Origin of the sequence: Methylotenera sp. N17 (assembly GCF_000799155.1) — a bacterium.
Classification (GTDB): Bacteria; Pseudomonadota; Gammaproteobacteria; order Burkholderiales; family Methylophilaceae; genus Methylophilus.
Genome location: NZ_JUGE01000001.1, coordinates 954,798 through 978,660, shown reverse-complemented (window position 1 = coordinate 978,660; position 23,863 = coordinate 954,798). Strand labels below are relative to the sequence as shown.

The following is a 23,863-nucleotide window of genomic DNA, read 5'->3' as shown; positions in this document are numbered from 1 at the left end:
TCAATGTTCCTCAATCTGTGGCAATGCTGGCGGTGTACCTAAAGGTAGCGAGAATGTGAATATTGCACCCTGCGGCAGTTTGTTCGATGCCCATATTTTTCCTTGATGCGCTTCTACAATACTTTTGCAAATAGACAATCCCAATCCAACGCCTGTATTCGAAGATTCCTTCTCGCCACGGGTAAACTTCTCAAATATTTGAATTTCAGCGTGCTTAGGTAGCCCTGCACCATCATCAGCCACTGAGATCAACATATCGTGTTTATTTGTTCTAGCACTGATGTAAATTTTGCTGTCCGCGCTTGTGTATTTAGCGGCGTTATCTAATAAATTACACAACACTCTATCTATTAGAATTGCGTCGTATTCAACCAAAGGTAAGTCAACGGGCAAATCAATCACTACATTTCGTTTACCTAAGATTTCTTTCATCGTACGAAGCGATGTCCCTACAACTTCTTCCAATACTTGCCATTGTTTATTCAACCTCACTTTACCAGACTGCAACCTTGCCATATCAAGTAAGTTGATGACTAGATTTTTCATGCGAATAGACTGACTATATAACATCGAAATATACTCGTATCGCTTGTCTTTCAATGGCGTTTCTTGCTTGAGCCAGCTAGCTGCTGCCACAATTGTGGTAAGTGGCGTGTTTAAATCGTGTGAAATTGCGCTGAGCACGGAGTTTCTCAAACGCTCCGATTCCATTGAAACAAGCGCTTGCTGTGCAACCTCTACATAATGCACGCGTTCAATAGCAATGGCAATTTGTGAGGCAAACGTCTGCAGCAATTGTCTTTGCTCTAGCAAAATGCTTGTCCTGCTGCCTTTAAACAAAACATTACTCGGAAAAATCACTAAAACACCGCGTGTTCTCATTGGTGCTTGCAGGGGAATATATAGCGCTGGTGTAGAAGGTAAGGTATCAGTGCCCAGACCCGCTTGTTGCTGGTGGTCATATACCCACTGTGCTATCCCCAAATCGACAGCCAGCTGATGATTTTGGTCTTGTATTTCATGAGGTGGATCTTGCTTGTTTTGAAGTGGCATGACTACTTTTTCATCGCCATTAGGAAGCAATATGCATACTTTAGATTTAAAAATACCAGTTAGTTGATGCGTGCTAATTTCAATGATATGGTTTGCTGTCAATGCAGAAGCCAAAGCCTTTCCTAAATCATAGAGTGTTTGGCTTCGCCGCTCTCGGTGCATGGCTACCATCGCCTGATAACGTAAGTTCGCAGTCAAATTACTCACCACTAGAGCAACAGTCAGCATGACGCCAAAAGTGAGTAGGTATTGGGTATCGGATACACTGAATGAGAATCTGGGTGGCACGAAAATAAAATCAAACGTAGCGACACTTATAAAGGATGAGAAAATACCTGGTCCTCTGCCGTATCTAGATGAGATTAAAATCACACCTAACAGATACAACATCACTACATTGGCCAATTCAAAATACTGCATAAGTAGCGTCGCAATCAATACAGTTGCTACACATACCATTGCCGAAACATAATAACCAGTATAAGCAACCTCGTGAGTTGAAACTTCAGCTTGGGATGCGTTTTTTGAATCGGTATATTTTTCTGCTAATGTGCGTTCTCGCGACACAACGTGAATGTCGATGTCGGTGGCTAGGTGAGTGATATCGTCTACAACCCCGGGGTAAATCAGTCGCTCGATAGCAGAGCGATTCGATTTTCCAACCACAAGTTTGGTGACGTTTTTGTTTCTAGCGTAGTTAAGTATGACTTCTGCAACATTGGTACCACTTAGCGATGCAGCTTCAGCGCCTAATGTCTCAGCAAGTTTAAGTGTTTTTGCAATAATACTGCGCTGCGTTTCTGGCAGCCGTTGCAACTTGGGTGTCTCAACGTACACAGCCAGCCAATCGGACTTTAAACTCTGCGCTAGCCTTGCCGCCACTCTGACAAGTCTTTCAGCTTCTGCATCCGTGCCCACACATACTAACAAACGATCTTTAGTCTGCCACACTTGGCTAATTGCACTGTCATTGCGGTACTCACGCATTTGTGAGTCCACACGATCGGCAGTTCTTCTTAATGCCATTTCACGCAAAGCTATTAAATTACCTTTGCGAAAAAAGCTTTTACCGGCACGTTCTGCTTGTTGCGCTTGATACACCTTGCCTTCTTGTAGCCTCCGCAGTAGTTCATCTGCAGGGAGGTCAACCAATGTAACTTCATCCGCCATATCAAACACTTTATCCGGAATGGTCTCATTGACGCGAATCCCTGTTATTTGACCAACCACATCGTTGAGGCTTTCGATATGTTGCACATTTAACGTGGTAAACACATCAATGCCTACGGATAACAGCTCCTCCACATCTTGCCAGCGTTTAGGGTGGCGTGAACCCTCAACGTTGGAGTGTGCTAACTCATCCACCAGAATAAGCGATGGTTTGCGTGCTAATGCCGCATCTAAATCAAATTCTGTTAAGTCTTTCTCTCGATAAGCCACCTTCTTCAATGGCAACACTTCTAGATCACCAAGCTGGGCTGCTGTTTCAGCTCTACCATGCGTCTCTACAATACCGATGATGACATCTGTGCCGTCTTGCTTGATTGTCCTTGCTGCTGACAGCATGGCAAAGGTTTTACCCACGCCAGCACAAGCACCAAAAAATATTTTAAGTTGACCTCGTTTTTCACGCTCAGCCTCCTTATTGATTTTTTCTAGTAACTGGTCTGGATCTGGTCGTTCATCATTTGTCATAGGTGTAATTGCTATCACATATTTATAAATTACAGCAGCGTACTATGGTTGCACCATGCTATCTAAAGCTAAATTTAATTGTAATACATTCACTCTAGGCTCTCCCAAAATGCTTAGTTGCCTCGATTCTGTATGGTTATCAATCATCTGTTGAATGCTTTCCGCGCTCAAGCCTCTTGCCTTTGCAACTCTGGTTAGCTGGTATTGCGCGGCTGCGGGACTGATATGTGGGTCTAACCCACTTGCCGAGGCCGTCACTAGATCTACAGGAATTGGCAATTTGTTATCAGTATCCGCCTCTCTTAAAGCAGCTATGCGGATTTTGATTGCATCTGCAAGTGCTGGGTTAAGTGGCCCTTGATTAGCACCAGAGGATGCGGCTGCGTTGTAACTATAAGGCCCTGTGGCAGACGGCCTACTCCAAAAGTATTTTGCTTCCGTGAAATTCTGTCCGATGAATGAAGACCCGACAACGATCCCACCTTTTTCGATAAGAGAGCCATTGGCCTGAAATGGCATCCACCACTGTCCAACCACTGTTGTTACCAGTGGGTATATGACACCCGTGATGATGGTCAATATCACAAACAGCATGAGTGCTGGCCTTAGTGCTTTAAGTGCCAACTTGAAACTCAATGTATCGCTATGACCGCTTAATGTTTCTTGCATGATTTTTCCTTCACTTTGCTCACTATGAATAAACTAGGCTAAACCTAAAGCCGTTAACAACATATCAATGATTTTGATCCCAATAAAAGGAACAATTAACCCCCCTAAGCCATAAATTACCAAGTTTTTACGCAGCAATTGTTGCGCACCAATCGCGGTATAGCTCACGCCTTTAAGTGCCAATGGAATCAACACAATAATAATAAGCGCATTGAATATCACCGCCGATAAAATGGCCGAATTCGGACTGGTCAGCTGCATGATATTCAACGTATCTAACTGTGGATAGGTGCTGGCAAACGCAGCTGGAATAATGGCAAAGTATTTAGCGACATCATTGGCGATACTGAATGTAGTTAATGAGCCTCGGGTCATCAGCATTTGCTTACCAATTTCTACGATTTCAATTAATTTAGTCGGGTTTGAGTCCAAATCCACCATATTGCCGGCCTCTTTTGCCGCTTGCGTACCTGTATTCATGGCTACCGCCACATCCGCTTGTGCCAGTGCAGGCGCATCGTTCGTACCATCACCGGTCATGGCGACCAACTTACCTTCTGCCTGATGGTCGCGGATTAACTTCAATTTAGCTTCTGGCGTTGCTTCCGCTAGAAAGTCATCCACACCTGCCTCTGCTGCAATCGCCGCAGCCGTGAGACGATTGTCGCCAGTAATCATAATGGTAGAAATGCCCATGCGTCGCAGCTCTGCAAAACGCTCTTTAATACCGCCTTTTACAATGTCTTTAAGTTCAACCACTCCTAATACTTGACTACCATCGCTAACAACCAATGGTGTGCTGCCTCGACGCGCTACCTCATCCACTTTTTGAGTAATATCGTTTGAAAATTCGCCGCCTAAACTTTCCACGTGTGATTGAATAGCGCTGGCTGCACCTTTACGAATCTGACGTTGATGTTCACCCTCTTGTAAATTAACGCCACTCATTCTCGTTTGCGCTGTGAATGGCACAAAGCTTGCACCAAGTGACATCACATCGCGCTCACGGATATTAAAACGATTTTTCGCTAGTACAACGATACTTCGACCTTCTGGGGTTTCATCCATCATGGATGCGAGTTGTGCTGCATCTGCTAACGTTTGCTCAGCAATGCCCGCAGCAGGAATAAAAATGGACGCTTGGCGATTACCTAAAGTAATGGTGCCAGTTTTATCTAACAACAGTACATTGACATCCCCCGCCGCCTCTACTGCACGGCCAGATGTCGCAATCACATTGGCCTGCATCATACGACTCATGCCAGCCACACCTATAGCTGATAATAAACCAGCAATTGTTGTGGGAATTAAGCAGATTAATAAAGAGATAAGTACTGTCACGCTTGGCGGACTCCCGGCACCTGCAGCGTTTACACTAAATAAAGAAAATGGCATTAGCGTGACTGTTACCAACAGAAACACAATAGTTAATGTCACCAGTAAAATAGTGAGTGCAATCTCGTTTGGCGTTTTCTGACGTTTTGCCCCTTCAACCATGGCAATCATGCGATCTAAAAATGCTTCACCTGGATTAACCGTGACACGCATAACTATCCAATCAGATAGTACTTGTGTACCGCCAGTCACGGCACTAAAGTCTCCGCCAGATTCTCGAATGACGGGTGCAGACTCACCAGTAATTGCGGCCTCGTTCACGGACGCTATTCCCTCAATCACCTCGCCATCCGCCGGTATCATATCACCGGCCTCAATCAAGAGAATATCTCCTTTTTGTATGCTATTGCTGTCTGTAATGGTGACCGCAGCATCTCTGGATTCATTCGCCAGTTTTTTGACGACGACATTTTTTTTAGCACTTCTGAGAGAGGCTGCTTGCGCTTTGCTACGTCCTTCGGCCATCGCTTCTGCAAAGTTGGCAAACAACACAGTAAACCATAACCAAATAGCCACGGAGGCAATAAAGCCTAACGATGCTTCTGAATGACTAAGCAAGGCCTGAATGAGCAAAGCGGTTGTCAGCAAGCTACCAAGATATACAACGAACATGACAGGATTGCGCCACTGTATTTGAGGTGCCAATTTTTTAAATGAATCTACAATAGCGGGTTTGACTAGCGTAGGGTCTAACAATGATTTGATTGCGGGACTAGACATGGTGTTATCCTAAAATGTATCTTTTAAATATTAAGCATCTGTAATTGTTCAACCACAGGGCCAAGTGCAAGCGCTGGTATATAAGTTAATGCCCCTACCAGAATGACCGCCCCTATCAATAAAATGACAAACAATGGCCCGTGTGTTGGCATAGTGCCCACACTCACTGGAATACGTTTTTTTGCCGCCATAGAACCTGCTATTGCCAACACAGGAATAATGATGCCGAAGCGACCAAAGAACATCGCTACCGCCAACAATGAGTTGTAGAATGGTGTGTTGGCAGATAGGCCTGCAAAAGCACTACCGTTGTTGTTTGCAGCCGATGATAAAGCGTAGAGCACCTCACTAAAGCCATGTGCGCCAGGATTGGCAATACCGACAACGCCATCAGCAACGCTTACTGCAAGGGCGGTACCCATCAACACCAGCAACGGAGTGACCAATATAATGAGCGCGGTCATTTGCATCTCATAGGTTTCGATTTTCTTACCTAAATATTCGGGTGTACGTCCTATCATTAATCCTGCAATAAATACCGCGAGTACAGCATAAATCAACATGGTGTAAAGACCAGAACCAACCCCTCCGAAAACAACTTCTCCTAGCTGCATTTGCCACATCGTCACTAATCCACCAATGGGCGTCAGTGAGTCATGCATTGCATTGACTGCACCGCATGAAGCTGCTGTGGTAATGGTGGCAAATAATGCAGAACTAACGATACCAAAACGCGTTTCTTTACCCTCCATGTTGCCGCCAGATTGAAGTGCGAAACCTGATTCAGAAACCACCGCAGTTTGATCTGCACCATTTGCAGTAAGCACTGGATTGCCTGATTGCTCTGCCCATAGCGTCGCAGCTACCATCACGATAAAAATGATGAACATCGCGCTAAAAATTGCCCAACCTTGCCGCTTATCACCGACCATTTTGCCGAATGCAAAGCACAATCCTGCTGGGATTAAAAAGATGGCGAGCATTTCTAGAAAGTTTGATAGCGGCGTCGGGTTTTCAAACGGATGTGCTGAGTTGGCATTAAAAAAGCCACCACCATTGGTCCCCAACATTTTAATCGCCTCTTGAGATGCCACCGGCCCCATAGCAATGGTTTGCGTATTAGTCGTTTGGGTAATGTCTTTACCCGCTGCATCTTTTGTAATGTAGCTGGTTGGATTGATCGTTGTCACTTCTTGATAGGCATCAAAATTTTGAATGACGCCCTGCCCAATGAGCGCAACCGCCAGCAAAAAAGATAAGGGTAATAAGACATATAAGGTCGAGCGTGTGGCATCGACCCAAAAGTTACCGATTGTTTTAGACGTATGTCGGGCAAAGCCTCTAATCAGCGCGAACAACACAGCAATACCTGTAGCCGCAGATAAAAAGTTCTGTACGGTTAATCCCAACATTTGCGTGAGGTAACTCATGGTTGCCTCACCAGCGTAACCCTGCCAGTTAGTGTTGGTGACAAAACTAATGGCCGTATTGATTGATGAATCCACACTGACAGCCGGGAACTGTTGTGGATTGAGAGGTAAATTTAATTGCCAGCGCTGTAAAAAATAGATGAAGATTGCGCCTACTACATTAAAAATCATTACTGCAACTGCGTATTGCCGCCAGCCCATCTCACCTTCTGGTGATGTACCAATGAGCCGGTAGATTGCCCGTTCAACTGGCCCACCTACTTTATTGATAAATTTACATTCACCATGCATTACGGCTGATAACCACAAACCCATGGGCTTGGTGAGTACCAAAAGCGTTATAAAAAACAAACCCACTTGAACAACCATATTTGAGAGCATTAGAAGTTCTCCGGATTAAACAATACGTACATCAAATAAATCAGCACAAGCAAAGCCAATGCACCACTGACCCAAAGCATTACATTCATTTTTCATCCATCCAATTCAACAATAAATAGATCACCCCATAACAACAAATGAGATAAATGCAAATCAAGACAGCGCTGTAAAAATACATTTGATTATGTGATGAAGTTTGTGATGAGCGAATGGTAGGCTTCGCGCAGTAAAAATGTCGTAATAAGTCTGCGCAGTGGTGTAAAAAAAGTGTAAAGATTAAAGATAGCGCGCTGACTGATTGTGATGCATTGCACACCAATCATTGGAATAACGCTCGATATTTACAGTTTTTTTATATCGAGTCACCATAGTTTTACAACTGTTTAACACCTGACAAGATAAGCTAGTTATGTATCGCAAGTGCTTTGAATCAACACAATTGCGAACATGAAAGTTAAACAAAAGGGATTATGGAAAGTATGAAACTGTTAACAAATATTAGCGCCCTCATTGGCATAGCAAGCTGCACTTACCTCACGATAGCGCAAGCCAGTGAAGAGGATGTGACAATACAAACGCCGCAATTTCAAGGCGCCACTCAACAAGCACCTATTGATGTTCGTATAAGTGGTTATCTGGAAACCTACTATCTGCATGATTTTAATCGCCCCACAGGTGATATTCGGCCTGGCTTTACTTATAGCCACAATGTCACAGACAAACCCAGTATTAATCTAGGGCTTATTAAAGCGAGTGTAAATACTGAGCGCATGCGAGCCAATTTGGCTTTAGGTTCAGGCACTTACATGCGCGCTAATTACGCATTAGAGCCTAGAGACTTACAAAAGATATTCGAAGCGAATGTTGGGTTAAAGCTTACTGATAACGTGTGGCTGGATGCAGGTGTGATGCCCTCACACATTGGATTTGAAAGTGCCATTGGCTTAGACAATTGGACGCTGACCAGAAGCATGCTGGCGGATAACTCGCCTTATTTTGAAACAGGCGTAAGGCTTTCTTATACCTCAGACGATGGCAAATGGTATGCCAGTGGCTTACTATTGAATGGCTGGCAACGCATTCAAAGGCCAGATGGCAATACAACGCCAGCAATCGGCCATCAACTCACTTACAAACCCAACGCAAACATTACCCTTAATAGCAGTTCATTCATTGGTAACGATAAGTCAGATAACGATAGAAGAATGCGTTATTTCCACAATTTTTATGGCCAATATCAATTAAATGATCGATGGGGTCTCATTACAGGGTTTGATATTGGTGCTGAGCAAACTGAGAGAAACAGCAAACGCTACAACGTGTGGTTGACGCCTATTGTGATTGCAAAATATACCTACTCGGATAAGTTGAGTCTGGCTGTAAGAGCAGAATATTACCAAGACAAAGATGGTGTGATTGTCACCACTGACACACCTAATGGCTTTAGAACATTCAGCTATTCAACTAATCTTGATTACAGGCTATCTAATAATGTTGCGATTAGAGCAGAGCTGAGGAAATTTCACAGTCAGGACAAAATCTTTGAAGATAATGACGGGCTTTCTGATGAAAGTCTAACCGCGACTACAGCAGTGATTTTTAATTTTTAATTTAAGTTGGTTGGTTTAGTGATGGAGGAAGTCATTGTTAGGTCTGCTTAGGGGATTCTGCCGGATAGGATATAGATGACATTCACTACACGCTTCAAACACTCGCCAAACGCATTCTGTCAATTTTCTCGACCACTGCTTGATAGAGATCATGGTCGGAATCAGGATTGTTGCGGTCTGGATGATTTGCACTACGGATTTTTTTTAAATGCGTTAAATCATCTGGCAAATCATGTACTTTGGTTACGCGGTCACCGTTTTTTGCCATCACTCGCTGAAGTTCAGCTTCTGCAGCTTCGCGCGTGTCATATATTATCTTGCTACCTAAGCGCCAGTTGCTCTGGTTTTTGCGTGGGGATAGCTTTTCCTTACCATCAAACCAGAACCATTGGCCGGTATCCGTATCCCGTTCAAAGTGAATGGTGGTAATTCCATACGTATAAACGGGCGGTTCGATTTCATTGGCTAGTAAATTGATGATTTTGCCAACCGTTGCCACCGAAATAACATAATACGCGCCCAGTGCATGTGGGCTAAACGCACTACTGAGGGTTGGCGCAGGCTTGCTGCCGTTACTTGCTGAGTTCAATTCAGCCATTCTGGCTAGCGCTCTGCGTTGTGCGTTGGTCACGGGAAATGCTCCTTAAATGTGTAAATAAATGCGCAAACTATGTAAATGCGCCCTGTTATGCAGTTTTCTATTTGACCTTAACTAACTTGTGCTTTATTGTCGCATCACCCCGTTTGATAGGGTTTCATACGACTAACTACCAAGTAGAGGAAATACAGATGGCTACAACAGAAAAAAAAGTAATTATTGGAAAATCAGAATTAGTGGAGTTATTGGCAACCAATGGCCGCAACAAAAAAGAGGCACAAGAAGCGTTAAACGATGTGTTGGCTGTGATTACTGATGCCTTAGCAAAAGGCAATGATGTGAACATCATCGGCTTCGGCAAATTCAAAGTAACGCATAAACCTGCTTACGATGGCCGTAATCCTGCAAATGGCGAAACATTGAAAATTGCTGCAAGTAACCGCGTAAGCTTTTCAGTAGGTGCTTCACTTAAATCTGCAGTTAATAAATAAGCATTATACAGGTTGAAAAGCCCTTTTCGCAGGGCTTTTTTGCCAGATATTCATACTTGTAATCCAAGGCAAATATCAAATTGAAATTGATTGATATTGCTGAAATAAGCTACACATACAAGTTTGATACCATGAGTTGGGCTTAAGATATAGGCTAAGCTTGCCGATATTTACCAACAACATGAAGAAATATGGATCTACCCTAGATGGAAAATCATCAAACAGCAACAGCCTCCTCTGCACCCCCCAACCCCCATCAGCAAGCACATGATTTTCGTTGCATGGTCGAAAATAGCTTAGACCTCATTATCAAAGTGAGTTTAAGCGGCCATTACACCTATGTAAACCCTGCATTTTGTGCGCTATATGGCATTGAAGCTAACAACTTGCTAGGGCGGCACTACTCAGAGGATGTAGTAGAAGATGATCGAGCCATGGTTGATGTGTTTTTTAATCAATTATTCACTCCCCCTTATGCGGTCAACTTTACACATCGAGAGAATACTGCGCGAGGTATACGCCGTTTGGAATGGACGGGAAAAGGCTTAACTAACGCACAGGGTGAATTAATTGAGTTTGTTGGTATTGCGCGTGATGTGACAGATCGTCTTGATTTAATCGACAAGCTATCACAGCAAGCCAACCATGATGATCTGACCGGGCTGGCTAATCGACGTTTTTTGATGAAGCAAGCCCATTTGGAATTAGCACGTGCTAAGCGTTATCAATATCCGCTATCACTGTTTATGCTAGACATAGACCATTTTAAAGCGGTGAATGACCAATACGGACACCTATCAGGCGATAACGTATTAAAACAATTAAGCCAAGTAATGCAATACATATTACGTGAGCATGATTTGGTTGGGCGTATCGGTGGTGAGGAGTTTGCGGTGCTATTACCAGAAACAGATTTAGAAGCTGCGCTAGCGATTGCCGAACGATTAAGGCTAGCAGTTCAGGAATATTCCTTTAGGTTGTTACACGACACCCCGATTGCACTGACAGTTTCCATTGGTATAGCCAGTTCCACTGAAGTAGCACAAAACTTTGAAAAGCTATGGCATGAATCTGATATGCGCTTGTACCAGGCCAAAACTTTAGGGAGAAACCAAATATTTCCAGCCATCACAGCGCTCACTCCCCAGCCTAGCTAAAATTAAGTTTACTTCGGTGGTAAACCAATCGATAAAGTAAAGGTAGCACTAACAGCGTCAGTAATGTGGAAGACCATATACCGCCTATGACGACAGTTGCCAGCGGCCTTTGCACTTCGGCACCCGTGCCAGTCGCAATCGCCATTGGGATAAAGCCGAGCGACGCTACCAGCGCCGTAATTAAAATAGGCCTTAAACGACTCAAGCTACCCTCCTCGATGGCCGTGTCTAGTGATTTCCCTTCTGCCAATAACTGGCGAATAAAACTGATCATGACTAAGCCATTCAGCACCGCCACGCCAGATAAGGCAATAAAACCAACGCCGGCAGAAATGGATAGGGGAATATCTCTTAACCACAGCATAAGCACACCACCTGTAAGCGCAAATGGAATGCCGGTAAATACAATCAGGCCATCTCTAAAGTTATTAAACATGGCATAAAGCAATACAAATACCAATAACAATGCCAACGGCACTACCACTTGCAAGCGCTGGCTTGCAGACTGCAATTGCTCAAAAGTCCCGCCCCAGTGCATCCAATATCCCGTGGGGATTTTTATTTCCTGCTGCACACGTTGCTGTGCCTCTGCCACGTAAGAGCCAATGTCGCGGTCACGCACATTGGCGGTAATCACCACATTACGTTTTCCATTTTCGCGACTAAATTGGTTTGCACCAGGCGCAATGTCAATACTGGCTACCTCGCCAAGCTGCAAGTAAACAGGTGTCTCCGTTTTGCCGTTGATGTTAATCGGTAGCCGTTTGAACGCTTCTATATCCGCCCTAGCCTCTTCTGGTAGGCGAACCACAATTTCAAATCGCCTATCCCCCTGAAATAGGGTGCCGGCTTCGCGACCATTCATTGCAATAGAGATGGCATCTTGTACGTCCGCAATATTGACCCCCAACCTTGCAATCTTTTGGCGGTCAATTTTCACGGTAAGCATTGGCAGGCCCGTTGTCTGCTCCACTTTGACATCTTCACCACCTTGAATGCTAGATAACACTTTGGAAATTTCTTCCGCTGTCGCATGCATCACTTGCATATCATCGCCATACACTTTGACGGCTACATCGCTACGCACACCTGATATCAGCTCATTAAAACGCATTTGAATGGGTTGCGTAAACTCATAGTTATTGCCAGGCACCTGTTGCACAGCTTCTTGCATTTGTGCAATCAGCGCGCTTTTGGTCAAGCTAGGGTCAGGCCATTCTGATGTGGGCTTGAGCATAATAAAGTTATCTGCAACGCTCGGTGGCATTGGGTCAGTGGCGATTTCTGCAGTACCTAATTTGGCAAATATGCGATCCACTTGCGGGAAGCCTTTAATCGTGTGCTCCAGTTCTTTTTGCATTTCAACAGCTTGTGTCAGGCTGGTGCCCGGGATACGCAGTGCATGTAACGCAATATCGCCTTCATTTAAACTGGGGATAAACTCGCTGCCCATGCGGCTGGCTAACAAGCCACTTAATAGCACGGATACCACAGCGATTGTCAGCACCAAGGCCTTATTGACCATTGCCCATGTCAACAACGTTAAGTAACGTTTTTTAGACCAGCGAATCAGCACCTGCTCTTTTTCTTCGACTTTACCCGTGATAAAAATGGCAACGGCTGCCGGGATAAACGTCACTGAAAGCAGCATCGCACCAATCAATGCAATGACGACCGTAAATGCCATCGGATGGAACATCTTGCCCTCTATGCCCGTCAGTGCAAAGATGGGCAAGTACACGGCCATAATAATCAGCTGGCCGTACACCAATGGTTTTCTGGCTTCTTGCGCAGCAGTAAATACCTCGGCAAAGCGCTCTTGCTTTGTCAGTGGGCGGCCTAAACTGGTTTGCGCATGCGCAAGCCGTCGCATGCAGTTTTCCACAATCACCACCGCACCATCGATGATAATGCCGAAGTCCAATGCGCCTAAACTCATCAAGTTTGCACTGACCTTGCCTGCCGCCATACCAGTGAATGTAAAGAGCATGGCCAGTGGGATGACGAGCATGGTAATCACGGCTGCACGCATATTACCTAGAAAAATAAACAGCACCACAATCACCAATAACGCGCCTTCCAATAGGTTGGTTTTGACGGTATTAATCGCTTTATCGATCAAGGTCGTGCGGTCATAAACTGTTTTTGCAACAATCCCCATGGGTAAGGTTTGGTTGATTTGCGTGAGTCTGACTTCTACCGCGGCAGATACTTTGCGGCTGTTTTCCCCTGTGAGCATAAACACCGTACCTAACACTACTTCTTGGCCATTTTCAGTGGCAGCGCCATTGCGTAACTCACTTCCAATCACCACGTCAGCCACATCTTGGATACGTACCGGAACACCTGCTTGCGTATCCACCACAATGTTACCAATGTCTTCTAAACTGCTGACTTGGCCGGGCACACGAATCAAGTACTGCTCACCTGATTTTTCGATATACCCTGCGCCAATATTGGCATTGTTATTTTCCAGTGCCGCCACCAAGTGATTCAGTGTCAACCCTCTGGCCATTAAACGGTCTGTGTAAGGTGCCACTTGGTATTGCTTGACGAAACCGCCGACCGTATTGATTTCATTGACGCCGGGCACATTGCGCAATTGCGGCTTAATAATCCAGTCTTGAATTTCACGTAAATCCATAGGCGTATACGGTGTGCCATCTGCTTTTAAAGCACCCTCTTTCGCTTCAACCGTCCACATAAATATTTCACCAAGGCCAGTCGACGTGGGCCCCATTACAGGCAAAATACCAGCGGGCAATTTCTCTTTCGCCTGTTGTATCCGCTCGTTGACGAGTTGGCGTGCAAAGTAGATATCCGTACCCTCTTCAAACACAACGGTGACTTGCGATAAGCCAAAGCGTGAAACTGAACGCGTTTGTTCTAATCTAGGCAACCCAGCCATTGCTGTCTCAATTGGGTAGGTCACTCTTTGCTCAGCCTCCAGCGGTGCATAGCCTGGGGCTGCGGTGTTTATTTGCACTTGAATATTAGTAATGTCGGGGACAGCATCAATAGGCAGCGCTTTGTAACTAAAGAAACCCACTATGGCGATAGCCAATGCAATCAGCATGATGAGCCAACGCTGATCAATGGCAAAACGAATCAGCTTTTCAAACATAGCAGCACTCCTTCGATTGGATAGTTTCTTGCGTCAAGGTGGCTAATTTAATGATCATGACTAGCCCCTGCCTTACCAATATCTGCTTTAATCAAAAAACTGTTACCTGCCGCATACTTATCGCCCGCTTGAATACCCTCCAACACCTCAACGTACTTATCATCTCGCCGACCGAGCACCAGAGGTCTGGCTTCAAAATATTCACCATAACGGCCAAACACCACAGACCAATCTCGCAACGTTTGTATGCCCTCTACAGATACGGCCAGCGGCACCTTTACTTCATCGGAAACAAGTACGACATTGACTGGCAACCCTGGCAGCCAAATACGGCCAGCATTATTTAACACCACACGCGCCATCGCGGTACGAGACTGCTCGCCAACCAAAGCGCTGACGTAAGCAATCACGCCAGTAGTTTCTGCTGCAAAGGCGGTTGCTTTAATGGTAACGGTTTGGCCGACCTTTACCGTGTTGATGTCTTTGGCATAAATCACCATCTCGGCCCACACGGTAGATAGGTCTGAAATCTCATAAAGGCTATCTGTCTCACTGACTACTTGACCTTGGCTGATTTGCTTATTGGTCACCACACCATCAATTGGGGAGCGGATATCATAGCGTGTGAGTCCTTTGCTGCTGGCACTCGCGCCTATGGCTACCAGCCTTTGCTGTAAGCGTTGCACAGTAATTTCTGCCTCATGCAAGTCATTCTGCGCTTGCAGATAATCTTGCTGAGCAGAGACTTTTTCCTCCCAAAGTTGCTTCTCTCTGATGTAGGTTGTACGCGCTAACTCCATCCGTTTTTGTGCTGCAAATAAATCACTACGCATATCTGCAACGGCTTGGCTAGATACGCTGGCCAGCACTTGGCCTTTATGCACGTTGTCGCCAGCGTTCACATTGACCGATTCCACAATACCGCTGGCGCGTGATACTACTTGTACGCTTTTGTCTGCATTGCGCTTGATTTCACCCAGTAAATTTAATACAGACTTAATGCTTGCAGGCCCTGCTGTCAGCACCTCGATACTATTCAACGTAAGTTGCTTATCACTCACTTGCACTCTTGCCTCCACTTGATCGTAAGCAAACTGATAGTGTTGGTTGTTGTATTGCGCAGTGATATTGACCTTAAAAGAATGTGGCTCTTCAACCACCGCATTACTTTTGAGGTAGTCATTCTCTTTCTCAAACTTAAACACTTCTGGCTTACGTCCCAATCGGTCCAATTCAATGCTGACGGTAGAGGCTTCCGGCGCGATTGCTTGACCATCTTGATAGGCATATATCCTGAATTCTGGCGGTACGTTTTGTTCAAAAATAGTCACTTCCAAGCCATACCCGGCTTGCGTAAAGAGTTTGCCGCCATGTGGCCCCTTTAATATTTCATGCGGTTGTGCCTGATGTTCATGCGCATCGTGTGGCACGCTATCACTTGTAGGCAAAGGTAAATGGTCTTTTTCATGGTTGTGTCCCGGCGCACCATGTTGGGGTCTGGTATCCGGCGCTGAAGACATGCTTTCATTTGTATGCCCATGCTCTTCATCCATAGCTTTAGGTTTTTCAGTGCTTAGTATCCATATTGCCAATATCACGCCAATGGCAATCACCGCAAAAATGGCTACGATTTGTTTGTTTTTGTGTATGAATCGCATGTGTTACTCCTGTGTCCGTTGGGTTGGATTTATCACCCGATTACCTAAAATACGTTCGATTTCAGCAACAGCTTGATGTGCATCTAACAAGGCCTGAATATATTGAGATTTGGCTTGAAATAAGGTGCGCTGGGCATCTAGCACATCTAAAAAACTAAACTTACCCGCACTAAACCCCTTACTTGCCGCATCAAATGCACTTTGAGCACTAGGCAGTATTTCGCTACGTAACGATTCCGCACTTTGTCTTGATGCGCTTAGCCGCTCATAATGGGTTGCAAGGTTGGCTTCCAACTGTGCTCTTAATGCAACGAGTTCATCTTGCGCCTTATACTGGCGGCTGACCGCCTCTTGCAGATTGCCTTGATTGCGGTCAAACAACGGTATGGGCACGGTTAACCCAAGCAATGCTTGATTCAGCCCACCTAGCTCTTGGTTATTGATGACACCGGCGCTAAGTGTGATATTGGGCGTGGCTTTGCTACGCTCAATCTTGGTCATTCCATCGCGCGTGCTTATCTCTAGCTTGGCTAGGCTAATGGCTGGTGCATTTTCTAACAAGGCGGATAGCTCTGCGGAAGTCGCAACAGGCGGAATTTCCTCAACATTGCCTTGCGCACGCTCAAACACCGGCAATGGATTGCCCCATAAGGCACTTAAGCGCTTGCGTGCGCTGTTGAGTTGGCTGGTGGCTTGATTAAACTCTATCTTGGCGCCAACTTCAGCTATCTTGGATTTGGTCTCTTCGACCGGTGCGCTTTTACCTGCTTTCACGCGTTTGGCAGCCGCATCCAATGCTAGATTTGCAATATCCAGAGAGGACTTGCTTAGCTTTAATCGTTCCTGCGCTGCTAACACCTCATAAAATGCATTGGTTATATTGGCATGTACCTCTGCTTTTCTACTTTCAAGCGCCGCTAGTGCTTTTTGGTAGAAAGCATCCGCAGCCTCTATTCTGGCTTCACGCTTATTTCCCATTTCAATTTCTTGATTGAGTTGCAGATAGATTTGGCGGGTGTCGCTACGGGTGTCTTGCATCGAAGTAGAAATGGTAGGGTTAGGCCGAACCGCAGCTTGCGTTCTCACGCCTTCAATCGCTTCAAGCTCACGCTTTGCAACTGCAATGCTAGGATTAGCGCGCATCGCTAAGTCTATTGCCGCTGCTAGCGTTAATGGATAAGCTGGTTCTACATGCTCGGCGCTGTTTGCCAAATGGCTGGTAAAGGCCATCATCAAAAGCGCTGTGCTGACTGGCTTAATAAAATATTTCAGTGTGAATAGCAAGATGCTCTCCCAAATCTAATACAAATCCGATAACTTCCATCTAAGTAATGACTTAGAAATGAGTAGCTATCAACGAATTGAATTTAGCGTTGGGGTGGAGCGCGTGCGGCAGGCAGCCGTCGCTTGAGAGACTCTTTGGGGTTTGATAAAAGTGCGGGGTTGAGTTTTTGAGTGGCTTGTAACTTGAGTAAAAAGCAAACACTGAATACCACAGCAAGGATATTAATAAGCAACTTAACATCAACATCTTGCTTAATGCCAGAAGCAACTGAAATTGTGTGCGTAGCATGCGGAATATTTGATACGGCATGGTCTGCTGAATGCTCCACACTATAAGCTTCTTCGTGCTCATCGCCCACATGAAAACCAGTGTGTTGAATGGGGTGCTCAGTATCTAGATGCGCGTGAATAAACGGTTGCAATGCTTGCAAAATTGCAAAGCAAATAGCAACCGCTAACGTAACCCATCTAGTGTTATTTAAAGCCATGAGCCTAATCTAACAAACTTTGATTGCAATGACAATCTATCTTTACTCCAAGATGGCTGATTACTTTCAACCACTGGCACAAGCTGCATTTCAACAATTAAAAAGCCTCGCAAATACGAGGCTTTTTTAACAGCATCAATACAGTTTATTTGTTTGCTTTGCGACGTGCGCTCACACCCATTAACCCTAAGCCAGCAAGTAACATGGCATAAGTCTCAGGTTCTGGCACAGCAGTAAGGTTATATAGCGAAGTAGTGTTAGATGTCTCATTAGTCACGCTCAAGTAAGTCAAGCCATTGAATGTAAACGCTTCAATGCCTTCTGGTGCTAAGTCACCATCGGTCACAATCATGTCAATAAAGCTGGCTTGGGTTGGATCCGTCACGTCATACAACGCTACTGCTGATTTTAGTGTGCGCTCTAAACCAATCGCAGCAATCGTTCTGCCATTGATGGTAAATAACTCCACGCCTTCTGGCTCCACGCCTTTGTCGCGGCTTCTTGCATCATCGTAAATGCCTAATTCGGCCGCTTTTTTGTCTAAAAAGTCACCACTATCAAATACGATATTGCCGTTGGCATCACGAATAGAGAACGATCTTGCACCTGCTGCAAATAAGTTACCAACAGATGAATCTGTATTGGTCACGCGCAGATTGGTGAGGTCGCCTGTTGCACCTACTGAACTAGCTGCAGAACGGTCACCATCATCCTCACGGAAATCGCCTTCATTCGCCATGACCAAGTAATCTTGACCATTGGCTTGATAGGCTGCAATACCATCCGGCATGTAAAAGCCTTTTACATTGGCAGACACAAAATTGACGGTACCATTGTTGGATGGGTCGATCGTGTTACCTGGCAAACTAAAATCTTTAACGCCTAAACCAATCACTTGATCAAATTGATTGGTGTTCAAATTTAACACGCCAATCGCATTCGCCTCTTGTAGTGTCACATAGGCTTTAGTGCCTGCAGCATTCACAGCAATGTATTCAGGCTCAAAATCCATACCAGTATTGGTACGGATATAGCTACCAGATTGCGCTACGCCATTCAAACCTGCGGTTGCCGCTACAGTACGCGTATTCATATCAATCACACTGACACTGCCCGCTGGGTCTACCGCTGCCGCGCCAAACACGCGTGGGATTGTGCTGCCGATTCTTGCGCCATAAGTACTTGGCGTACCCTCGTTAGCTACTAGCAATTTAGAGCCATCTGCAGTAAATGTCAGCATGTCTGGCAGTGCACCTACCGTAATGGTATTGGTGCCGCTCGTCAGGGCGCGCGTAGTTGTATTGTAAAGTTGAACAATACCAGGGTTGGTTTTAGTGCTAGATTCGATGGCAAACGCAGCCACGCCATTATTGATGGCAATACTATTAATAGAGCCAAAACTGGTAGTGTCGATATGTTGCACCAAGCTACCGTTACTCATATTCAAGACATCTACACCGACCACACCCGCCACCCAAATGGTGTTGCTGATACTGTCGTAAGCGCTGATCTCTGATGTAACGCCAGTGTTGGCATGGCTGTATGTCCACGCTTTCGTGATGCTGGTAAATGGGCTATCGGCCATTGCCATATGTGGCAAAAATAGCGCAGCGACCAGCGCAGTAATCATACTTTTTTTCATTGCTCTTCCCTCTAAATAGTAGTTTTGATGATACAAATTAAAACCTAACTAGCGTATGAAAATGGCGTGACGCAGTGATGACGGCGTACCTATAAAATATAGTCTATGCAGACTATGCTTTACACTGAGGTGTATCATTTATTTCATAAATATTTAACATAGCAGCTATTACATCCGTTTTATAATCTGCGCAGGCACGGCCTACGCCCGTATGCGTTGACTTAAGGATATCAAGTGAAAATTAAAACCGCCAAAGATGAATACCTAGCAAAAGCACAAGATCTCTCAGACGATGAAATTGACAAGCTGCAGTACAGAATGCGCGGCAAGCTCTATCGCCGTGCTGAAGACCAAAAGCTAACGTTACAAGAGGCACTCGCCATCCAACTGGAAATTGAAGACGAAGAATTGAAAGAATGGCGTGAAAAGCGTGCGCAAATGTTAACAAAATCATCTAAAAAGAAATAACGCGCTTACTGCGTGATTAATTACTGGTTGGCTATTTAGATAAACTATCGATATAGCCAACCTTCATACCCACTCAGTATGGCTTAGTGACGTGCACGTACCGCGCTTCGTCCAATTTATCTTGCTGACTCTGCAAAATATTTTCCAGCTCCACGCGTTTTAGTTGAAAAAACTTTTCTTTACGCATCACCGATTCATACAAGCTAGGATTATCATAAATCTGCACTAGCTCTTTGCCGTAGGTATAGAGCTTGCCGTTTTTATCTTCACAGGTATTGAGTGATTTGGTGGTCTCCGCCAAGTTGGTGGATAAAGTTTTACGCTGACCATCATTAAACGCCAAATCGCCCAGTGCTTTTTGGTGCTGTGTTTTTAACTCAGCCAAATTGTTTTGTGTCGTTTCCAAATCGGCTTTTGTCTGCGTCAGCTGTGTGTCTAGTGCTGTTTTTTCAGTGTTTGCTTTTGTGAGTTCTGCACCTAGGCTGCGCACTTTAGATTCAGCCGTACTGAGTTTTTTTTGTGCCAGATCTTTGGCTTCTGTTTCTGCTTTGAGTTGGTCTTCCAGCGTTTTCTTTTCTGTTGCAAACTGTGCCTGTAGCGTTGCTTTTTCAGCTTCCATGTCTTGTTTCATTTTCTGCATCATTAATGCAGCCTTGCGCGCAGCTTTATCTTTCTTTTCCGCAGCAAAGCTTGGGTCGGCAAACAGGCCAAATAAAAATGGAATGATGATCAGTGCAATTAACTTGGAATAGATACGCATATCGTCTCTCCTATCACTATCTGCATGAAAATTTGTCATATTAGTACTGTGCATGTTAGAACTGGGCATATTAGAACTTGGCATTTAAATCCAATAAAAATACATCGACCGAATAATCCAAGCCGCTTACCGTATCAGCAGATAAGTAGCGTGCGCCTACCCATGTATTTTTATCAATCGCATAATTACCCACTAAAGCCCAACCTTTAGCATCGCTGCCGCCTAACCTAAAGTTGGAGTCGTTTAAGCCATCTAATACAGCGTCGGCTTCTATGCGTTTATAGGCCAACGATACTTGCCAATCATCTTTTTCAATCGCCTCAGAGCGTAGCCCGCTAAACGTTTTGGTGCCTACATCCATTTTTACTTGGTATGCATCAGTTTCCTCTTTATAGAGATTACCTGTTCTTCTCAGGATCTCGTTTTTATCAAAACCAATATTCTTGATGTAATCGCCAGTGAGGGTGACATGTACCGGGTCAAAATTGAGAAAATCGATTTGACCGATAATATTGATTTGCTCAAACTTGGAGGCCAGACCAATAATGGATGCTTGGCCTGGAAGGTTCGCCGCATTGATATCAAAAGTACTATTGCCACGCTGTCTGAAGGCAGGTGCAGTGCCGCTGTAGTCATTTAAACCAACCGAATTAGACTGTCCTTCTACATTTTTGTAATCATGGTAAGCCACTGCCAACTTCACCGTAGATTTATTCGGTGCTTGCCATTTCAGCCCAGTTTGCAATGAGTACAACCATTTGTCTTTTGCCTTATTGTCTTCAGACGATTCGACTTCTTCAATAGGAAAGGCGCCAACTGTCGTGAACGAGGTGAATGAGTCAGTCAATTTAGGCGAAAATGTTGCCGCCACGCCATCAAACGCCAAATCGGGGTCAAACATAATATCTGTGTACAGAAACGGGTTAGCAAAGCGCCCACCCTCTACCATCAACCAAGGTCTTGGTGTGGCTTTTAAAAATGCGCGGTCTAAACCAAAAATATATTTACCTTGTGCAATCCCTTCGGTCTGGTTAGGCGTGACGGGTGTTGTTTGCAAGCCTGTTACAAACTGCAAGCCACCCGTGAGCCAGTCATTCACTTTGATATCTGCACCCAAACGAGCACGTACACGCAAGCGGTCTCTATCTACTGTGGAATTTTTAAGATTCATATCCTGCTCTGGATCGTTTAAACGAGCGATGTCTGCGTTATCAGAAGCAAAGCTATCCTCTTGTGCACGTAAACGAATATCGCCGTAAAACTCAATACGGTCCAGCCAGCCAGGCAAGCCCAAGCGCTCACCTGCTTTATAGTTGAGTTTGGTCATTACTTCTTTTTCAATTTCGGCGCGCATTTCTTTTTTCACGTGCTCTGGCACATATTGCACGCGTACCGATTTCTCATCCACAACAGCCGTTTCGTTTGGTTTTGCTACAAGCGCATCCAACGCCTGTTGCTGTTTTACTTGTCTGGCGGCATCTTCTGTCGCTTTTTTCACCAAAGCATCTGCTTTGTCTTTAGGCAATACGCCTTCTTTGACTAACAGATCAATCAAGTTGGTCGTGGTGGCTTTTAACTGCTCCAGTGATTCACGTTCATCCGCTTGGACTTGTGTCGCAGTCATGCCTAAGCCCATCATGATGGAAATCGCAAGGGATATCTTTTTCATCGGCAAGTGTTTAATCATTCTATTGTTCTCTCATCTATTCATTTACTGCTTGTTAGCCAAGCTTTCTTGCAGAAATACGTAACTTAATGGGCTGCGGCATACCTTCTGGTGGTGCTTCTCGTATGCGTGGCATGCTGTTCAACGCTGCCTTCACAGCTTGCTCTACGTCATCTTTGGCATCGGATTGCACCAAGTCCAGTCTCTCTACATCACCGTTAGATTTAATCCACACATTCACCACTAATTTGTACTGCCCTTGGGTGATGTTCTTATCTTTTTCCAGCGCATTTTCAATTTGCGATTTGACCAAACCCGCATACCAATTGAATTTGGCACCACCATCCGAGCCGATGGTTTTCACATCGCCACCTTTATAGTCATTGCTCACCGCCCCTGCAGCAAACGGGCTAGGGCCATCACCTGCCGCACCTTCCATCTTCAGGTTTTCAGCCGGTGGCGTTTCTGCTGGCTTAGGCTCAGGGGCTTTAGGCGCTTCTTTGGGTTGCTCCTTAGGCTGTTCTTTTGGCGGCTCCTTTGGCGGTGGCGGCGGTGGCGGTGGCGGCGTATCTGGTAATAACTTAATGGTGGTCACTTGTTTTTTGTGTGTTGCCCCACCAGACATCAATTTGCTAATGCCGTAGCCAATGGCACCCAGCACCAATAGCGCGAGTAGCCAAATGGCAATACGCTTCAACCACAATTGCATGGTATTTGCGTCTTCGCCATCAATCATCGGATCGTGAGTCACTTGCATCCTTAAGTTCCAATACGTCCGGTGACCAAACCCACGTTTTCTATTTCTAGTCTGTTCACCAAATCAATCACGCTGACTACGCCTGCATAAGGCGCTTTGGCATCGCCTTTAATCATCACGTTAAATTTAGGGTCTGCGGCTTTAGCGCTATTAAGCTGGCTTTCCAATTCCGCCATGCTCACACCTGCACCGTTGATGGTGACGGAGCCACCTTGCTGCACCTGAACAATTTTCACGTCGTGCTTCTCGGTGCTTGGTTTGTTAGACGGTTTGGGCAGGTTCATCGTCAGCCCTTGCACACCGGCCGTGGTCATCAAAATAAAGATCACCAGCAATACATAGGCCAAATCCAGCATCGGCGTGATGTTGATGGTGTCGTAAGGTTGAGCGTCGTTTTGAACCTGCATTATTCAGCCACCTTTTTCGTCACTAATCCGACTTCAGTAATATTCAACTTTTTACAAATCTCTAGCACTTCTGAGACCTTTTCATAATGGGCGGCAGCATCGCCTTTTAGCACCACTGGCAATTCCGGATTGCCACTTTTGTACTCTGCCAAGCGTTGCTCTAAGGTCGCCATATCCACTGGGTACGCATCTAAATACACTGCGCCATCGCTGGTAATGGTAATGGCCCGCATTTGCGGTTTTGCCAACGCAGCAGAGTTCACCGTTTGTGGCGTTTCAACTTTCACGCCTTGTACTGATGCCGTGGTCATGATGATAAAAATCACCAGTAACACATAGGCCAAATCCAGCATCGGCGTGATATTGATTTCGTCATACAGCTGGTTCTCTTCTTTGACGCCTTCTGACAT

At 45.2% G+C, this 23,863-nt stretch carries 20 protein-coding genes; 4 read left to right on the top strand and 16 right to left on the bottom strand.

Translation table 11 applies throughout. The features are described 5' to 3' along the window. The 5 genes from FG11_RS04650 to kdpF are packed head-to-tail and all read right to left on the bottom strand — an operon-like array spanning position 1 to position 7,432. Positions 1-2,748, bottom strand: a complete 2,748-nt coding sequence (locus FG11_RS04650; RefSeq protein WP_020181935.1) for a DUF4118 domain-containing protein — start codon at positions 2,746-2,748, stop codon at positions 1-3. 42 nt (positions 2,749-2,790) lie between these two features. Then, entirely contained in the window at positions 2,791-3,417 is a 627-nt protein-coding gene (kdpC, locus tag FG11_RS04645) for a potassium-transporting ATPase subunit KdpC (protein ID WP_051436901.1), read from the bottom strand. Positions 3,418-3,450: 33 nt separating this feature from the next. Then, positions 3,451-5,532 (bottom strand): potassium-transporting ATPase subunit KdpB, encoded by a 2,082-nt coding sequence (gene kdpB, locus FG11_RS04640; RefSeq protein WP_047533441.1) that lies wholly within the window; start codon positions 5,530-5,532, stop codon positions 3,451-3,453. Positions 5,533-5,555: 23 nt separating this feature from the next. Next, entirely contained in the window at positions 5,556-7,343 is a 1,788-nt protein-coding gene (gene kdpA / locus FG11_RS04635; RefSeq protein ID WP_026361697.1) for a potassium-transporting ATPase subunit KdpA, read from the bottom strand. Beyond that, positions 7,343-7,432 carry a K(+)-transporting ATPase subunit F gene (kdpF, locus tag FG11_RS13420; RefSeq protein WP_081978179.1) on the bottom strand — a complete coding sequence of 30 codons (90 nt, stop codon included), beginning with the start codon at positions 7,430-7,432 and terminating at the stop codon, positions 7,343-7,345. Before kdpF ends, kdpA begins: the two co-directional genes overlap by 1 nt. 390 nt (positions 7,433-7,822) lie before the next feature. Here kdpF and FG11_RS04630 point away from each other — a divergent pair, with 390 nt between their 5' ends. After that, positions 7,823-8,953, top strand: coding sequence for a porin (locus FG11_RS04630; RefSeq protein ID WP_020181930.1), 1,131 nt, complete (start codon positions 7,823-7,825; stop codon positions 8,951-8,953). A 94-nt stretch (positions 8,954-9,047) separates the two neighbouring features. On the opposite strand, the gene FG11_RS04625 is transcribed toward FG11_RS04630, so the two are convergent. Then, positions 9,048-9,584: a hypothetical protein gene (locus FG11_RS04625; protein ID WP_020181929.1), complete on the bottom strand. Its 537-nt coding sequence runs from the start codon at positions 9,582-9,584 to the stop codon at positions 9,048-9,050. 158 nt (positions 9,585-9,742) lie between these two features. On the opposite strand from FG11_RS04625, the gene FG11_RS04620 reads away from it, so the two are divergent. Both FG11_RS04620 and FG11_RS04615 read left to right on the top strand, forming a co-directional pair. Continuing rightward, positions 9,743-10,042: an HU family DNA-binding protein gene (locus FG11_RS04620; RefSeq protein WP_052184935.1), complete on the top strand. Its 300-nt coding sequence runs from the start codon at positions 9,743-9,745 to the stop codon at positions 10,040-10,042. A 206-nt stretch (positions 10,043-10,248) separates the two neighbouring features. Beyond that, positions 10,249-11,199: a GGDEF domain-containing protein gene (locus tag FG11_RS04615; protein WP_052184934.1), complete on the top strand. Its 951-nt coding sequence runs from the start codon at positions 10,249-10,251 to the stop codon at positions 11,197-11,199. Here the strand turns inward: FG11_RS04615 and FG11_RS04610 are convergent. The 5 genes from FG11_RS04610 to FG11_RS04590 all read right to left on the bottom strand — a co-directional run bounded on the left by FG11_RS04610 (position 11,192) and on the right by FG11_RS04590 (position 19,395). Continuing rightward, positions 11,192-14,323: an efflux RND transporter permease subunit gene (locus FG11_RS04610; protein ID WP_047533438.1), complete on the bottom strand. Its 3,132-nt coding sequence runs from the start codon at positions 14,321-14,323 to the stop codon at positions 11,192-11,194. The two genes, FG11_RS04615 and FG11_RS04610, sit on opposite strands and share 8 nt — an antisense overlap. A gap of 47 nt (positions 14,324-14,370) precedes the next feature. Continuing rightward, a complete protein-coding gene (locus FG11_RS04605) occupies positions 14,371-15,981 on the bottom strand; it encodes an efflux RND transporter periplasmic adaptor subunit (RefSeq protein ID WP_047533435.1) in 1,611 nt (536 codons plus the stop codon). A gap of 3 nt (positions 15,982-15,984) precedes the next feature. Continuing rightward, the gene (locus FG11_RS04600) at positions 15,985-17,265 is read right to left on the bottom strand and encodes a TolC family protein (RefSeq protein ID WP_047533432.1); all 1,281 of its coding nucleotides are present in this window, start codon (positions 17,263-17,265) and stop codon (positions 15,985-15,987) included. 83 nt (positions 17,266-17,348) lie between these two features. Beyond that, positions 17,349-17,753, bottom strand: a complete 405-nt coding sequence (locus tag FG11_RS04595) for a hypothetical protein (RefSeq protein ID WP_020181923.1) — start codon at positions 17,751-17,753, stop codon at positions 17,349-17,351. A 145-nt stretch (positions 17,754-17,898) separates the two neighbouring features. Next, positions 17,899-19,395, bottom strand: coding sequence for a choice-of-anchor I family protein (locus tag FG11_RS04590; protein ID WP_047533429.1), 1,497 nt, complete (start codon positions 19,393-19,395; stop codon positions 17,899-17,901). 234 nt (positions 19,396-19,629) lie between these two features. Here FG11_RS04590 and FG11_RS04585 point away from each other — a divergent pair, with 234 nt between their 5' ends. Next, positions 19,630-19,863 (top strand): hypothetical protein, encoded by a 234-nt coding sequence (locus tag FG11_RS04585; RefSeq protein ID WP_025224241.1) that lies wholly within the window; start codon positions 19,630-19,632, stop codon positions 19,861-19,863. Between the two features lie 73 nt (positions 19,864-19,936). Here the strand turns inward: FG11_RS04585 and FG11_RS04580 are convergent, their stop codons facing one another. The 5 genes from FG11_RS04580 to FG11_RS04560 are packed head-to-tail and all read right to left on the bottom strand — an operon-like array spanning position 19,937 to position 23,863. Further along, positions 19,937-20,662, bottom strand: a complete 726-nt coding sequence (locus FG11_RS04580) for a hypothetical protein (RefSeq protein ID WP_235276338.1) — start codon at positions 20,660-20,662, stop codon at positions 19,937-19,939. A gap of 31 nt (positions 20,663-20,693) precedes the next feature. Then, on the bottom strand, positions 20,694-22,292 hold the full coding sequence (locus FG11_RS04575; protein WP_235276337.1) for a putative porin: 1,599 nt from the start codon (positions 22,290-22,292) through the stop codon (positions 20,694-20,696). Positions 22,293-22,344: 52 nt separating this feature from the next. After that, positions 22,345-23,046, bottom strand: a complete 702-nt coding sequence (locus FG11_RS04570) for a TonB C-terminal domain-containing protein (RefSeq protein WP_052184933.1) — start codon at positions 23,044-23,046, stop codon at positions 22,345-22,347. Between the two features lie 2 nt (positions 23,047-23,048). After that, positions 23,049-23,453 carry an ExbD/TolR family protein gene (locus tag FG11_RS04565; protein WP_047533420.1) on the bottom strand — a complete coding sequence of 135 codons (405 nt, stop codon included), beginning with the start codon at positions 23,451-23,453 and terminating at the stop codon, positions 23,049-23,051. Further along, on the bottom strand, positions 23,453-23,863 hold the full coding sequence (locus tag FG11_RS04560) for an ExbD/TolR family protein (RefSeq protein ID WP_047533417.1): 411 nt from the start codon (positions 23,861-23,863) through the stop codon (positions 23,453-23,455). Before FG11_RS04560 ends, FG11_RS04565 begins: the two co-directional genes overlap by 1 nt.